The sequence below is a fragment of the Streptomyces sp. 2131.1 genome (genome assembly GCF_900105515.1).
In the GTDB taxonomy this organism is placed as follows: domain Bacteria; phylum Actinomycetota; class Actinomycetes; order Streptomycetales; family Streptomycetaceae; genus Streptomyces; species Streptomyces drozdowiczii.
This window is the reverse complement of sequence record NZ_FNSY01000001.1, coordinates 1,110,787-1,124,308: the sequence shown is the minus strand read 5'-3', so window position 1 is coordinate 1,124,308 and position 13,522 is coordinate 1,110,787. Positions and strand designations below refer to the sequence as shown.

At 73.3% G+C, this 13,522-nt stretch carries 13 protein-coding genes; 10 read left to right on the top strand and 3 right to left on the bottom strand.

What is annotated here, in order from left to right; genetic code table 11:
- The first annotated feature begins 53 nt into the window (after positions 1 to 53).
- Positions 54 to 977 carry a DMT family transporter gene (locus BLW14_RS05020; protein ID WP_093704735.1) on the top strand — a complete coding sequence of 308 codons (924 nt, stop codon included), beginning with the start codon at positions 54 to 56 and terminating at the stop codon, positions 975 to 977.
- Between the two features lie 12 nt (positions 978 to 989).
- Here BLW14_RS05020 and BLW14_RS05015 read toward each other — a convergent pair whose 3' ends face one another.
- Positions 990 to 1,193 (bottom strand): hypothetical protein, encoded by a 204-nt coding sequence (locus BLW14_RS05015; protein WP_093704733.1) that lies wholly within the window; start codon positions 1,191 to 1,193, stop codon positions 990 to 992.
- Between the two features lie 146 nt (positions 1,194 to 1,339).
- Between BLW14_RS05015 and BLW14_RS05010 the strand changes: the two genes are divergently transcribed.
- The 8 genes from BLW14_RS05010 to BLW14_RS04975 all read left to right on the top strand — a co-directional run bounded on the left by BLW14_RS05010 (position 1,340) and on the right by BLW14_RS04975 (position 9,444).
- Positions 1,340 to 2,560, top strand: a complete 1,221-nt coding sequence (locus BLW14_RS05010; protein WP_093704731.1) for a sensor histidine kinase — start codon at positions 1,340 to 1,342, stop codon at positions 2,558 to 2,560.
- Positions 2,557 to 3,267 carry a response regulator gene (locus tag BLW14_RS05005; RefSeq protein WP_177153896.1) on the top strand — a complete coding sequence of 237 codons (711 nt, stop codon included), beginning with the start codon at positions 2,557 to 2,559 and terminating at the stop codon, positions 3,265 to 3,267. The genes BLW14_RS05010 and BLW14_RS05005 overlap by 4 nt, the downstream gene beginning before the upstream one ends.
- An 85-nt stretch (positions 3,268 to 3,352) precedes the next feature.
- Complete coding sequence (locus BLW14_RS05000; protein WP_093704727.1) at positions 3,353 to 4,528, top strand: cytochrome P450 family protein; 1,176 nt, start codon at positions 3,353 to 3,355, stop codon at positions 4,526 to 4,528.
- A 166-nt stretch (positions 4,529 to 4,694) separates the two neighbouring features.
- A complete protein-coding gene (locus BLW14_RS04995; protein ID WP_093704725.1) occupies positions 4,695 to 5,678 on the top strand; it encodes a sugar ABC transporter substrate-binding protein in 984 nt (327 codons plus the stop codon).
- A complete protein-coding gene (locus tag BLW14_RS04990; protein ID WP_093704723.1) occupies positions 5,675 to 6,721 on the top strand; it encodes an ABC transporter permease in 1,047 nt (348 codons plus the stop codon). Before BLW14_RS04995 ends, BLW14_RS04990 begins: the two co-directional genes overlap by 4 nt.
- Positions 6,718 to 7,560, top strand: a complete 843-nt coding sequence (locus tag BLW14_RS04985) for an ATP-binding cassette domain-containing protein (RefSeq protein ID WP_093704721.1) — start codon at positions 6,718 to 6,720, stop codon at positions 7,558 to 7,560. Before BLW14_RS04990 ends, BLW14_RS04985 begins: the two co-directional genes overlap by 4 nt.
- Positions 7,561 to 7,669: 109 nt before the next feature.
- Positions 7,670 to 8,833, top strand: coding sequence for an ROK family glucokinase (locus BLW14_RS04980; protein ID WP_093704719.1), 1,164 nt, complete (start codon positions 7,670 to 7,672; stop codon positions 8,831 to 8,833).
- Between the two features lie 14 nt (positions 8,834 to 8,847).
- The gene (locus BLW14_RS04975; RefSeq protein WP_093704717.1) at positions 8,848 to 9,444 is read left to right on the top strand and encodes a hypothetical protein; all 597 of its coding nucleotides are present in this window, start codon (positions 8,848 to 8,850) and stop codon (positions 9,442 to 9,444) included.
- On the opposite strand, the gene BLW14_RS04970 is transcribed toward BLW14_RS04975, so the two are convergent.
- Positions 9,406 to 10,983 (bottom strand): isocitrate lyase/PEP mutase family protein, encoded by a 1,578-nt coding sequence (locus BLW14_RS04970; RefSeq protein WP_093704715.1) that lies wholly within the window; start codon positions 10,981 to 10,983, stop codon positions 9,406 to 9,408. The genes BLW14_RS04975 and BLW14_RS04970 overlap by 39 nt on opposite strands.
- Positions 10,984 to 11,048: 65 nt before the next feature.
- Between BLW14_RS04970 and BLW14_RS04965 the strand changes: the two genes are divergently transcribed.
- The gene (locus BLW14_RS04965; RefSeq protein WP_093704713.1) at positions 11,049 to 11,723 is read left to right on the top strand and encodes a winged helix-turn-helix domain-containing protein; all 675 of its coding nucleotides are present in this window, start codon (positions 11,049 to 11,051) and stop codon (positions 11,721 to 11,723) included.
- A 7-nt stretch (positions 11,724 to 11,730) separates the two neighbouring features.
- Here BLW14_RS04965 and BLW14_RS04960 read toward each other — a convergent pair whose 3' ends face one another.
- On the bottom strand, positions 11,731 to 13,302 hold the full coding sequence (locus tag BLW14_RS04960) for a family 20 glycosylhydrolase (protein ID WP_093704711.1): 1,572 nt from the start codon (positions 13,300 to 13,302) through the stop codon (positions 11,731 to 11,733).
- Positions 13,303 to 13,522 lie beyond the last annotated feature (220 nt).

Sequence of the window (13,522 nt, the reverse complement as noted above, 5' to 3'; positions counted from 1 at the left end):
TGCGAGCCGGTGCCGTCTCCACGTCGTCCCTGTGGAGAAAGCGGGAATTCCGGGTGTCCTCCTCCGCCGTCCCCCTCCTCGCCCCGCCGCGCCGGGCCTGGCTCACCGATCTGCCCGTCCTGCTGGTCGCGGTGGTCTGGGGCTCCAGCTACCTCGCCGCCAAGGGCATCACCACCCCGCAGACCGTCGTCGCCGTGCTCGTGCTGCGGTTCGCCGTCGTGCTGCCCGTCCTGGTGGTCGCCGGACGGCGCCGGCTGCGCGCGCTGAGCGCCGCGCAGTGGCGGGGTGCCGGGCTGCTGGGGCTCGTACTCAGCGGGATCTTCCTGGTGGAGACGTACGGCATCGTGCACACCTCGGCCACCAACGCCGGGCTCATCATCAGCCTCACCATGATCTTCACCCCGCTCGCCGAGGCCGCCGTGACCCGGACCCGGCCGACCGGGGTCTTCCTCGCCGCCGCCGGGCTCTCCGTCACCGGAGTGGTGCTGCTGACCCAGGGCGGCGGTTTCACCAGCCCCTCGGCCGGTGACCTGCTCATGCTCGCCGCCGCCCTGGCCCGGACCCTGCACGTCCTGCTCATGGCCCGCATCAAGTCCGTGCAGTCCGCGGACTCGCTCTCCCTGACGACCGTGCAGCTCGGCAGCTCCGTCGCCGTTTTCGCCCTGCTGGCCGCCGTGCCCGGGACGGGCGAGGCGCCCTGGGCGGTCGCCGCCGGGTTCGGGGTCCGGGAATGGGGCGGGCTGCTCTTCCTCTCGGTGTTCTGCACGCTCTTCGCGTTCTTCGTGCAGATGTGGTCCGTACGCCGCACCTCGCCGTCCCGGGTCAGCCTGCTGCTCGGTACGGAACCGCTGTGGGCGGCTGCCGTCGGCATCGCGATCGGCGGCGAGCGGCTGGGGCCCGCCGGGGTCGCCGGCGCCGCGCTGGTCCTCGCCGGAACGGCCTGGGGGAGGCGCAGCGCCGACCCGGCCGCGCCCTGACCCCCGGGCCCCTCACTCCTTGATCGCGTCCGACGCGACCATCACCGCCGCCCCCGCCGCCACCAGGACGATCGACACGAACAACGGGTACTCGGAGGCGAACGGCAGCCGCTGCACCAGGTTGAAGAAGCGGAACCAGTCGAACCATTCATGGAGCAGCCCGGCGACCCCCTGGACGAAGACCAGGAAGCCGACCGTCTCGCAGAGTTTCTTCATGGCCCCGAGCCTCGCCGCCGGGGCTCCGCCACCGCGTCGGCCGCCGGTCTGCCCGACGGGTCCGAAAGTCTCCGGCTCCGCGACTTTGGTCGCTGCCGCGCCGCGAACCCCCGGAACCCGCCGCCCGCATGCGTAGCTTTGTCGACATGACGCGTACGGAGTACCCCTGGCTGCTGCCCTCGGCGATGGCCGGCCCCGAGCTGCCGGGCGACCGGGGCCGGTCCCGCCGCACCGTGCGGGACTGGGCCGTCGACCTCACGGCGTTCCTCTGCGCGGCGGGCATCGGCCTGGCGACCCTCGCCACCATCGAGGCCGACCCCACCACATCGGACACCTTCGTGGTGGTGGACTCCCTCGTCGGCGCCGCCGCCTGCTGCGCCCTCTGGTTCCGGCGGCGCTGGCCGGTCGGTCTCGCCGTCGCCCTGACCGTGCTGTCCACCGTGGAGCCGGTCGCGGCCGGGGCCCTGCTCGTCGCGCTGTTCAGCGTGGCCGTCCACCGGCCGTTCCGCCCGGTCGCCCTCGTCGGCGCCCTGGCCCTGGCCGTGGTCCCCGTACAGCCGTATCTGCGCCCCGACCCGAACACGTCGTTCCTCGCGTCCACGATCATCGGGCTCCTGCTGATCCTGCTCGTCCTCAGCTGGGGCATGATCGTGCGCTCCCGGCGCCAGCTCGTCGTCTCCCTGCGCGAACGCGCCCGGCGCGCCGAGGCCGAGGCCGCCCTGCGCGCCGAACAGGCCCAGCGGCTCGCCCGCGAGGACATCGCCCGCGAGATGCACGACGTGCTCGCCCACCGCCTGACCCTGCTCAGCGTCCACGCCGGGGCGCTCGAATTCCGGCCCGACGCACCCCCGCCCGAGGTCGCCCGCGCCGCCGGGGTCATCCGGGACAGCGCGCACGAGGCGCTCCAGGACCTCCGCGAGATCATCGGCGTCCTGCGCAGTCCGCGCGACGGCGACACCGACGGCAACCGCCCGCAGCCCACCCTCGCCACGCTCGACGCCCTGGTCGCCGAGTCCCGGCAGGCCGGCATGAAGGTCACCCTCGACAACCGCATCGCCGACCCCGACGCCGTGCCCGCAGCCTCCGGGCGCACCGTCTACCGCATCGCCCAGGAGGCGCTGACCAACGCCCGCAAGCACGCACCCGGCGCCGAGGTCACCGTCACCGTCACCGGCGGACCGGGCCCCGGCATCACCGCCGAGGTGCGCAACCCGGCGCCCACCGAACCCTTCGCCCGGGTGCCGGGATCCGGCCAGGGGCTCATCGGCCTCACCGAGCGGGCCACCCTCGCCGGGGGCCGCCTCGACCACGGACCCGAACCCGACGGCGGGTTCGCCGTCCGCGCCTGGCTACCGTGGGCGCCATGACCACCGACGCACCCGCCGAGCCCGTCCGGCTGCTCGTCATCGACGACGACCCGCTCGTCAGAGCCGGACTGGCCCTGATGCTGGGCGGCGCCGAGGACCTCGTCATCGTGGGCGAGGGCGTCGACGGCAGCGAGGCCGCCGCGCTCGTCGACCGGCTGCGGCCCGACGTGGTCCTGATGGACATCCGGATGCCGGTCATGGACGGGCTGAGCGCCACCGAACTCCTGCGCGGCCGCCCGGAAGCGCCCGAGATCATCGTCCTCACCACCTTCCACGCCGACGAACAGGTCCTCCGCGCCATCCGCGCCGGAGCCGCCGGGTTCGTCCTCAAGGACACCCCGCCCGCGCAGATCGTCGAATCGGTGCGCCGGGTCGCGGCCGGCGACCCGGTCCTGTCGCCCGCGGTCACCCGGCAGCTCATGGCCAGGGCGGCCGGCGGCGGACGCGACGACAAGGCGGACCGGGCCCAGCGGGCGCGCGAGCGCGTCGCGCTGCTCGCGGACCGGGAGCGCGAGGTGGCCGTCGCCGTCGGACAGGGGCGGTCCAACGCGGAGATCGCCGCGGCGCTCTACCTCAGCGTCGCCACCGTGAAGACCCAGGTCTCCCGCATCCTCGCCAAGTTCGGCTTCAACAACCGCGTCCAGATCGCCCTGCTCGTCCATGACGCCGGTCTGCTCGACGACGAGACCGGATCGAGCCGGCCCTGAAGCAGCCGCCCCCGGCGGCACGCCCGGCCTAGGCTGAGCGGGCCGGTCCCGAGGGCCGGAACGAAGCGACCGGGAGGGCGGGCCCATGTCCGAAGTCGACGTAGATCTGCGCGGGTTGGCCGATTTCACCGCGAACCCCTATCCACACTACGAGCGGATGCGCGCGGCCGGACCCGTGCACCTCATCCGCACCGACGAGTTCGACCGGGTCTGGCTCGTCGTCGGCTACGACGAGGGCCGGGCCGTCCTGGCCGACCAGCGCTTCGGCAAGGACTGGCGGGCGCTGCCCGGCGAGATGGGCGGCGACCCGATCAACGCCAACATGCTGGAGATGGACGCCCCCGACCACACCCGGCTGCGCAAACTCGTCGTCCGCGCGTTCACCCCGCGCCGGATCGAGGCGCTGCGCCCCCGGGTCCAGGAGATCACCGACGGACTGCTCGACGTGATGGTCCCGGAAGGCCGCGCCGACCTCGTCGACGCTTTCGCCTTCCCGCTGCCGATGACCGTCATCTGCGAGCTGATCGGCGTCCCCGACCTGGACCGGTCCGCCTTCCGCAAGCTCTCCAACGGGGTGGTCGCCCCCGCGAACGCGCTGGAGGAGGGCGAGTCGATCCGCGCCATGGGCGTCTACCTCGGCGAACTGATCGACGACAAGCGCCGCTCACCCGGCGACGACCTGCTGAGTGCCCTGATCGCCGCCCGCGACGAGGACGACGACGCGCTGTCGCCCGACGAGCTGGTCGGCATGGCCTTCCTGCTGCTCGTCGCCGGCCACGAGACGACGGTCAACCTCATCTCCAACGGCGTACGCGCCCTCCTCGACCACCCCGGCCAGCTCGCCGCGCTCCGCGCCGACCTCTCCCTGCTCGACGGCGCGGTCGAGGAGATGCTGCGCTACGACGGGCCGGTGGAGACGGCCACCCTCCGGTTCGCCCGGGAACGCGTCGAGGTCGGCTCCCGGACCGTCCGGACCGGCGAACCGGTGCTGGTCTCGCTGGCCGGCTCCGACCGCGACCCCGCCCGTTTCCCCGAGCCCGACCGCTTCGACATCCGGCGCGACACCCGCGGCCACCTCGCCTTCGGGCACGGCATCCACTTCTGCATGGGCGCGCCGCTGGCCCGCATGGAGGGCCGCATCGCCGTCCGTACGCTCCTGGAGCGCTGCCCCGGCCTGGAGGCCGACCCGGACGCCGCCCCGTTCGACTGGCTCCCCGGCACCCTGATCCGCGGGGTGCGCCGCCTGCCGGTGCGCTGGTGAGCGACGCGCCGCCGCTCTTCGTGCCCCTCCGGGTCGCGGCGGCGCGGGCTCGGGGATACTTGCCCAGCCGGGCCGGGACCACAGGGCCCCGGCACCACCGGCAGCACAGCGAGCAGCACAAGAAGGGCACGGCGTCGTGGCAAGGGTTCGGACAGGGGTACGTGCGATGGGCGCCGTGCTTGCGGCGGTGCTGGGGGTGTCCCTCATGGGATGCAGCAGCACCGGCGGCAAGCGGGCGGAGGAGCGTGCGGCCAAGGCCGCGGCCGAAGGCCGGGCCGCGGTGAACACGCCCCGCTGGACCTTCGCCATGGTCACCCACTCGGGCGACGGCGACACCTTCTGGGACATCGTCCAGAAGGGCGCCGAGACGGCCGCCAAGAAGGACAACATCAACTTCGTGTACTCGAAGAACGACGAGGGCCAGCAGCAGGCCCAGCTCGTGCAGGCCGCCATCGACAAGAAGGTCGACGGGCTGATCGTCACGCTCGCCAAGCCCGACGCCATGAAGGACGTCGTCGCCAAGGCCGTCCGCGCCGGCATCCCCGTCATCACGGTGAACTCCGGCTCCGCCGAGTCCAAGCAGTACGGCGCCCTCACCCACATCGGCCAGGACGAGTCCATCGCCGGCGAGGCCGTCGGAGAGGAGCTGAACAAGCGCGGCCGCAAGAAGGCCCTGTGCATCCTGCACGAGCAGGGCAACGTGGGCCACGAGCAGCGCTGTGCCGGCGCGAAGAAGACCTTCGACGGCCGGATGCAGAACCTGTACGTGGAGGGCACCAACATGCCCGACGTGCAGGCGTCCATCGAAGCCAAGCTCCAGGCCGACAAGGACATCGACGCGGTCGTCACGCTCGGCGCCCCCTTCGCGGACGCCGCCGTCAAGGCGAAGCAGACCGCAGGCAGCAAGGCCGAGATCGACACCTTCGACCTGAACCCCAAGGTCGCGGCCTCGCTCCAGTCCAAGACCCTCGGCTTCGCCGTCGACCAGCAGCCCTACCTCCAGGGCTACGAGGCCGTCGACCTGCTCTGGCTCTACCGCTACAACCGCAACGTCCTCGGCGGCGGCCGCCCGGTCCTGACCGGCCCGCAGATCATCACCTCCGACGACGCCGCACAGCTCGCCGAGTACGCCGACCGGGGCACCCGATGACGGCCGGCCCCGGATCGTCCGCCGTCATCGACGAGCGGCTGCTGCGCACCTCACCGCTGCGCAAGCTGCTCGGACGCCCGGAGCTGGGCTCCGTCGTCGGCGCGCTCGCCGTCTTCCTCTTCTTCGCGATCGTCGCCGACAGCTTCCTGCGCGCCACCAGCTTCGGGACCGTGCTGTACGCGGCCTCGACCATCGGGATCATGGCGGCGCCGGTGGCGCTGCTGATGATCGGCGGAGAGTTCGACCTCTCCGCCGGTGTGATGGTCACCAGCTCCGCGCTGGTCTCCTCGATGTTCAGCTACCAGATGACGGCCAACGTCTGGGTCGGCGTCTTCGTGTCGTTGCTGGTCACGCTCGCCTTCGGCGCGTTCAACGGCTTCATGCTGACCCGTACGAAACTGCCCAGCTTCATCATCACACTGGGTACGTTCCTGATGCTGACCGGCATGAACCTCGGCTTCACCAAGCTGATCAGCGGGAGCGTCTCGACCAAGACCATCGGCAACATGGAGGGCTTCCCCTCCGCCCGCAAGCTCTTCGCCTCCTACTGGACCGTCGGCGGCGTCGAGCTCAAGGTGACGCTCCTGTGGTGGGCCGTCCTGGTGGCCGTCGCCACCTGGATCCTGCTCCGCACCCGCTTCGGCAACTGGATCTTCGCCGTCGGGGGCGGGGCCGACGCGGCCCGCGCGGTCGGCGTCCCGGTCATCCGTACGAAGATCGGGCTCTACCTCGGTGTCGCCTTCGCCGCCTGGGTCTCCGGGCAGCACCTGCTGTTCAGCTACGACGTCGTGCAGTCCGGCGAGGGCGTCGGCAACGAGCTGATCTACATCATCGCGGCCGTCATCGGCGGCTGCCTGATCACCGGCGGCTACGGCTCCGCGATCGGCTCGGCGGTCGGTGCCTTCATCTTCGGCATGACCAGCAAGGGCATCGTGTACGCGGAGTGGAACCCCGACTGGTTCAAGTTCTTCCTGGGAGCGATGCTGCTCCTGGCCACCCTGCTCAACGCATGGGTACGCAAGCGCGCGGAGGCGACGAAATGACGGCCCCCCAGGCCCAGGGCGGGCCCCAGGACACCGTCCGGCAGCCCCTCGTCGAGCTCGACGACGTGGCCAAGTTCTATGGCAACATCAAGGCGCTCGAAGGGGTCTCGCTGGAGGTCCACGCGGGCGAGATCTCCTGCGTGCTCGGCGACAACGGCGCCGGCAAGTCCACCCTCATCAAGATCATCGCCGGGCTGCACCGGCACGACGCCGGGCGGTTCCTCGTCGACGGCGAGGAAACCACCCTCGCCAACCCGCGCGACGCCCTGGAACGGGGCATCGCCACGGTCTACCAGGACCTCGCGGTCGTCCCCCTGATGCCCGTCTGGCGCAACTTCTTCCTGGGCTCCGAGCCGACGACCGGCGCCGGTCCCTTCAAGCGGCTCGACGTCCGGCTGATGCGTGAGACGACCCGCTCGGCGCTGCTGCGCATGGGCATCGACCTGCGCGATGTGGACCAGCCCATCGGCACCCTGTCCGGCGGCGAGCGCCAGTGCGTCGCCATCGCGCGGGCCGTCCACTTCGGCGCGAAGGTGCTCGTCCTGGACGAGCCGACGGCCGCGCTGGGCGTCAAGCAGTCCGGGGTCGTCCTGAAGTACATCGCGGCCGCCCGCGACGCCGGCCTCGGCGTGGTCCTCATCACGCACAACCCGCACCACGCGTACCTCGTCGGCGACCGGTTCGTCCTGCTGAAGCGGGGCGTCATGGCCGGCAGCCACACCAAGGACAGCATCACGCTCGACGAACTGACCCGGCAGATGGCGGGCGGCAGCGAGCTGGAGGAGCTGAGCCACGAGCTGGAGCGCGCCACCGGACCGGGCCCCGCCGACACGGTGTAGCGAAGGCGCCCGGCGACCCCGCGGCCCCGGGGGTGGCAGAATCGGGACGGACGGGCGCCGTCCGCCACCGGGACCACCCCTCCCGGTCACACCGATCCACCCAGGGACGATGAGCACGTACCGCGACTTCGCACACCGCGGCTCCGCCCGCGCGACCGTCCTGCGGACCGTGGGCACCCGGGAGAGGCGCTCGCACCTCACGGCGCCCCGGGTCCCCACCGTCGGCATCGACATCGGCGGGACCAAGGTCATGGCCGGTGTCGTCGACGCCGACGGCACGATCCTGGAGACCGTGCGCACGGAGACCCCGGACAAGTCCAAGAGTCCCAAGGTCGTCGAGGACACCATTGTCGAGCTGGTCCTCGACCTCTCGGACCGGCACGACGTGCACGCCGTCGGCATCGGCGCGGCCGGCTGGGTCGACGCGGACCGCTCCAAGGTGCTCTTCGCCCCGCACCTCGCCTGGCGCGACGAGCCCCTGCGCGACGCCATCGCCTCCCGGCTCGTCGTCCCCGTCATGGTGGACAACGACGCCAACACCGCCGCCTGGGCCGAGTGGCGCTTCGGCGCGGGGCGCGGCGAGGACCACCTCGTCATGATCACCCTCGGCACCGGGATCGGCGGCGCCATCCTGGAGGACGGCCAGGTCAAGCGCGGCAAGTACGGCGTCGCCGGTGAGTTCGGCCACATGCAGGTCGTGCCCGGCGGGCACCGCTGCCCCTGCGGCAACCGCGGCTGCTGGGAGCAGTACAGCTCCGGCAACGCGCTGGTCCGCGAGGCCCGCGAGCTGGCCGCGGCCGACTCCCCGGTGGCCCACCAGATCATCGAGCGGGTCAAGGGCAACATCCCCGACATCACCGGACCGCTCATCACCGAACTGGCCCGCGAGGGCGACGCGATGTGCGTCGAACTCCTCCAGGACATCGGCCAGTGGCTCGGCGTCGGACTGGCCAATCTGGCCGCCGCCCTCGACCCCTCCTGCTTCGTCATCGGCGGCGGGGTCAGCGCCGCCGACGACCTGCTCATCGGCCCGGCCCGGGACGCCTTCAAACGCCACCTCACCGGCCGCGGCTACCGCCCCGAGGCCCGGATCGCCAAGGCACAGCTCGGTCCGGAGGCCGGTATGGTCGGCGCGGCGGACCTCGCCAGGCTGGTCGCGCGGCGCTTCCGCCGTACCAACCGCCGACGCGTCGAGCGGTACGAGCGGTACGCGCAGATCTACGACCAGGCCGCGAGCACCCTCCGCAGCAACCGCAACACCCGCACTTCGTAGGGACCCCCACACCCATGACCGCAGCCGAGCACCCCGTCGTGCCGCGCCAGTCCCCGCCGCCGGACGAGGAGGACGGGCAGCGCCCCGAGGACCGCCGCCATCTGTTCCGCCGGCGCCTGATCACCGCGACGATCATCGTGCTGCTCATCGGCGTCCCGGCCGGCTACCTGCTGATCTCGGCGGGCCAGAGCCGCCGCTCCGGCCAGGACAAGGCCGCCGAGGCCGCCGCGCAGGGACTGCGCCCCGGCTGGCCGTCCCGGATGCAGCGGCGGATCTTCGAGGTGCCGATCCCCGGCTACGCGACCGAGGTCCAGTACTACGAGACGAACAACTGGAAGGCCAGCCGGATGTACGTGCAGTTCCGCACGACGTCCAACGGCCTGGACAACTTCCTGACCAACACCGGCACCGGCCGCGCCGCCCTGGAACCTGGCAAGGTCACCATCGGCAAGCGCGACACGGACATCGCAGGCTGGTACTTCGGCGACGGCGTCTCCTGGGCGGGCACCACCCACACCAACAAGGACCCGCGCCCCGACCAGAACATCACCGTCGACATGACGGACCCGATGTCACCCGTCGTGTACGTCGTCTCCGCCGCGACCCCCTGACCCGGCACCACCGGTCGCCAGCGCCTGCACACCGGCGTACGACAGCGCCCCGCCCCGCACAGGCCCGCCGTCCCGGATCGCGGCGGCGGTGGCCGCGGCCCCGCCCAGCGCCTCCCGGTAGAGCAGCGAGCCCAGGCTGACCCGGCGCACCCCCAGGGCGCTCAGCTCGGCGACAGTGGGCCCGGCCGGGCTGTACAGCACGTTCAGCGGGGTGACGAGTGCGGCGGTCAGCGCGGCGATCTCCGCCCGGTCCGTCAGCCCCGGCACGAACACCCCGTCCGCGCCGGCCCGCTCGTAGACCGCGAGGCGCCCGGCGGTCCGCTCCCGGTCGCGCCCGAGCCAGTACGTGTCCGTGCGGGCGTTGACGAACAGCGCGGGCACGGCCTCCTTGACGGCGGCGATCTTCGCGGCGTGCAGCTCCACCGGGGTCAGGGTGCCGTCGTCCCGCCCGTCCTCCAGGTTGATCCCCGCCGCCCCCGCCTCGTACAGCCGCCGGGCCAGCGCCGCGACCTCGGCGGGGTCGTCGCTGAAACCGCCCTCGGCGTCGACGCTGAACAGGAACGACCCGCGCCCGAGCCGCCGCGCGAGCTCCACGGTGGCCTCCTCGGTCGCCGCCGCCCCGTCCGGCAGACCGAGCCCCGCCGCGACGCCGAGACTCGTGGTCCCCACCGCCTCGAACCCCTCGGCGGCCAGCGCGGCGGCCGACGCGCAGTCCCAGGCGTTCGGCAGCAGGAACGCCTCACCCCGGTGGTGGAGCCGGGCGAACGGGGTCATCGGCCGTCCGAGCAGCCCGTCGGCCAGCGCGAGGGCGTGCGCCCTGCCCGGGCAGACCCGGGGCGGCGCGCCGAACGTGAGCGGCGAGGGGTGCCGGTGCCGGTCGGCCACCAGGTCCAGGACCACCTCGTCGCCCTCGGCGATCTCCCGCCCGGCGACGCGGGTGGCCCGCGCGGCGACCCGGCGCATGACGCGCACCGGCGGATCGTCCCGCAGTACCTGGGCGGTGGGCACGCCCTCCCCGGCCGCCTCCACCAGTGCGGCGGTCGCGGCGCAGGCCTGCGCGAGCAGCCCGATGCGGTTGGCGACGGCCTCCAGGCAGGCTTCGTCCGCCGGGCTGGAGGCCAGCACCGCCACGAGCCGGGCCACGGCGCTGTCGGCGTCGGGCCCCCCGTCCCCGCCGAAGTACGCGTCCGCCACCCGGGCCACCTCGCGGGCGACCCGCTCCGGCTCCGGCATGTCCAGGGCGGTGGCGAGGGCCCACACCACTCGGGTCCGCAGGTCGCCGCCCCCGCCGGCCGCCGACGCCGCCCGATGGAGGTCGGCGGGAGCCAGCCGCGCCAGCTCCGCCTCCACCAGGGCCCGGCGCCGCCGGTGCGGCTCACCGGAGGCGAACCTCGCCACCGTGGCCCGCAGCCAGGCGACGCTCGCCCCGGGCGGCCCCGCGTCGGGAGCCGGCGCCGGAGGGGCGAGCGCGGGGTCGGCCAGCGCCGCCCGGACCTCCGCGTACCGGCTGAACACATGTGTCGTCGTCGCGTCACTCATGGCCCCGACGCTAGGTCCGGAACACTTCGGCGCCCGCCGAACCGTCCCTGCGGCACCATGAAGGCATGTCCCCACTCGCCGACACCGCCGCCCTCTTCGCCGACCGCACCCGGGCCGCCTTCTGCCAGGCGCTGCTCGACGGGCGGGCCTGGACGGCCGGCGAGCTGGCCCGGCACGCGGGGGTCACCGCGTCCACGGCCAGCGAGCAGATCTCCCGCCTCGTCGCCGGCGGCCTGCTGGCCGAGGAACGCCAGGGCCGCCACCGCTACGTACGGCTCGCCGGCCCGGAGGCCGCAGCCCTGACCGAGGCGCTCGCCGCGTACGACCCCGGCACGCCCCGCCCGCACACCCTGGCCGCCTCGGGACGGCAGGACGCCGAGGCCCGGGCGCGCACCTGCTACGACCATCTCGCGGGCCGGCTCGGCGTGGACCTGGCGGACGCGATGACCGCGCGCGGTCTGGTGGACACCGCCTCCGGGATCGCCGTCACTCCGGCGGGCCGGGACTGGCTGGCCGACGCCCTGGACTACCGGCAGCCCACCGGCGCCCGCCGCCCCCTCGTCCGCACCTGCCTCGACTGGACCGAGCGCCGCTCCCACCTCGCCGGCGCCCTCGGTGCGGCGCTCTGCACGGCGTCCCTGGAACGCGGCTGGGTCCGCCGCGTCGGCTCGGGCCGCGCGGTGAAGGTGACACCGGCGGGGAGCACGGCGTTCGGGGAACTGCTCGGGGTGGAGGCGTGAGCCGCCCTCAGCGCCAGTCCACCTCGGTGGACGCGAAATAGGGCAGGTCCCGGTCGGTCCACAGCCTTCCGTGGTGGGCCAGGCGGGCGCGGTACTCCGCCCATTCCGGCGCGCGTCCGCACCATGCGGCCTCCGCGACCGACGGCAGCCGGGGCAGCAGGAGTACGGAGACGTCCTCGAAGCCCTTGAAGCGTTCGGCGAAGACCGTGGCCTCCACGCCCGCGACGTTCGCGTCCGGGATCGCGTACGCGGCCGGGTCCCACTCCGCCGTGTGCCGGACGCCCAGCGGCCGGTATCCGTCGAAGCCGAGCCGGGCGGCCTCGGCGGCCTGCTCGGGCGGGGCGAACTCGGGTGCGTACGGGCGGTCCAGGTACAGGTGCGACTGGGGTGACAGCAGGACGCGGCCGCCGCCCTCGACGGTGCGGCGGAGGTCGTCGTCGGTGGGGGCGAAGAACTTTTTGAGCGCGGAGATGATCTCCATGGTCCGCCCGGCGGCGACGAGTTCGGGGCGGGCGGCCAGACCCTCCGCCGTGTCCGGGAGGTCCATCATCTCCACGTCCACCCAGTACTGCGCGATGTCCTCGGGCCCGATCCCGGCGCGCGACGACTCCTGCCAGGCCACCGGGCGCTTGCCCAGGTCGCGGACGAGCGTGCGCAGTTCGCGTACCGAGGCGTCGAAGCTCTCCGGGATCGCGCCGAACGCCTCGTCGGCGCCGATGTGCACGAACGGGCCGGTCGTCAGCGTGCAGATCTCGGTGAGGATGCGGGTGACGGCGGTACGGGTCGCCTCGTCGGTCAGGTCGAGCGGGGGCACGAAGGGGAAGCGGTCCGCGAGGCCGGCCGGGGCGGGGGCCGGGGGCAGTCCGGGCACGGCCGCCCGGAGCGTCGCGCAGTGGCCCGGCAGGTCGATCTCGGGGACGACGGTGACGAAGCGCCGGGCCGCGTACTCCTGGAGTGCGCGGTAGTCGGCCGCCGTGTAGAACTCCGCGCCCGGTGCCGTCAGCGCGGGGGTGCCGGGCAGTTCGATGCGCCAGCCCTCGTTGTCGGTGAGGTGCATGTGCAGGACGTTGAGCTTGTAGAGCGCGGCGAGGTCGATGATCCGGCGCACCTCGTCCGGGGTGAGGAAGCTGCGGGCCGGGTCGATCATGAGCCCGCGCCAGGCGTAGCGCGGGGCGTCCGCCAGCTCCTGGTACGGGAGTTCACCGGTGACGCGGGCGGTGGCGATGAGCTGGAGGGCCGTGGTCGCGCCCCGGAACACCCCGGTCGGGGTGCGGCCGTGGCACGTGATGCCGTCGGTGTCCACGCGGAGCCGGTAGCCCTCGTCCACCGGCTGCGCGGCCCCGTCGGGGGAGACGCCCAAGGGTGGCGCGGACGTCAACTCGTCGAGACCTAGGAGCAGTTCGCGGGGCGCTTCGCCGGCAGCCGCGTCCGGCAGGTGCGGGGCGAGTAGTGCCCGTACGGTCTCGGCCACTTCCTCCAGAGCCGGGTCGGCCGCCCGTACGTGCCACGGACCGGCGCCGGGGAGTGAGCCGGCGGGGGAGGACGGTCGGGCGTCGGCGTGCGGAATGACGGCTTTCACGGGCTTCTCCCTGATGCGTGCGCGGTGGGCCGGGGAGCCGGAAGGGCGGCGTCAGGTTCCGGCGGGTCCGGCTCCCCGGGGGTTCGGCGGCGGGGCGAGACCGGACCGGCCGCCTCTTCTCCCGTACCGCTGCCACCTGTACGCTAACACGAAAACCGATCAATGAACGTTTTTCGCGGAGTGGGGGCACGGCCCGCCTCCGGGGCGAAAGGAGAACCCG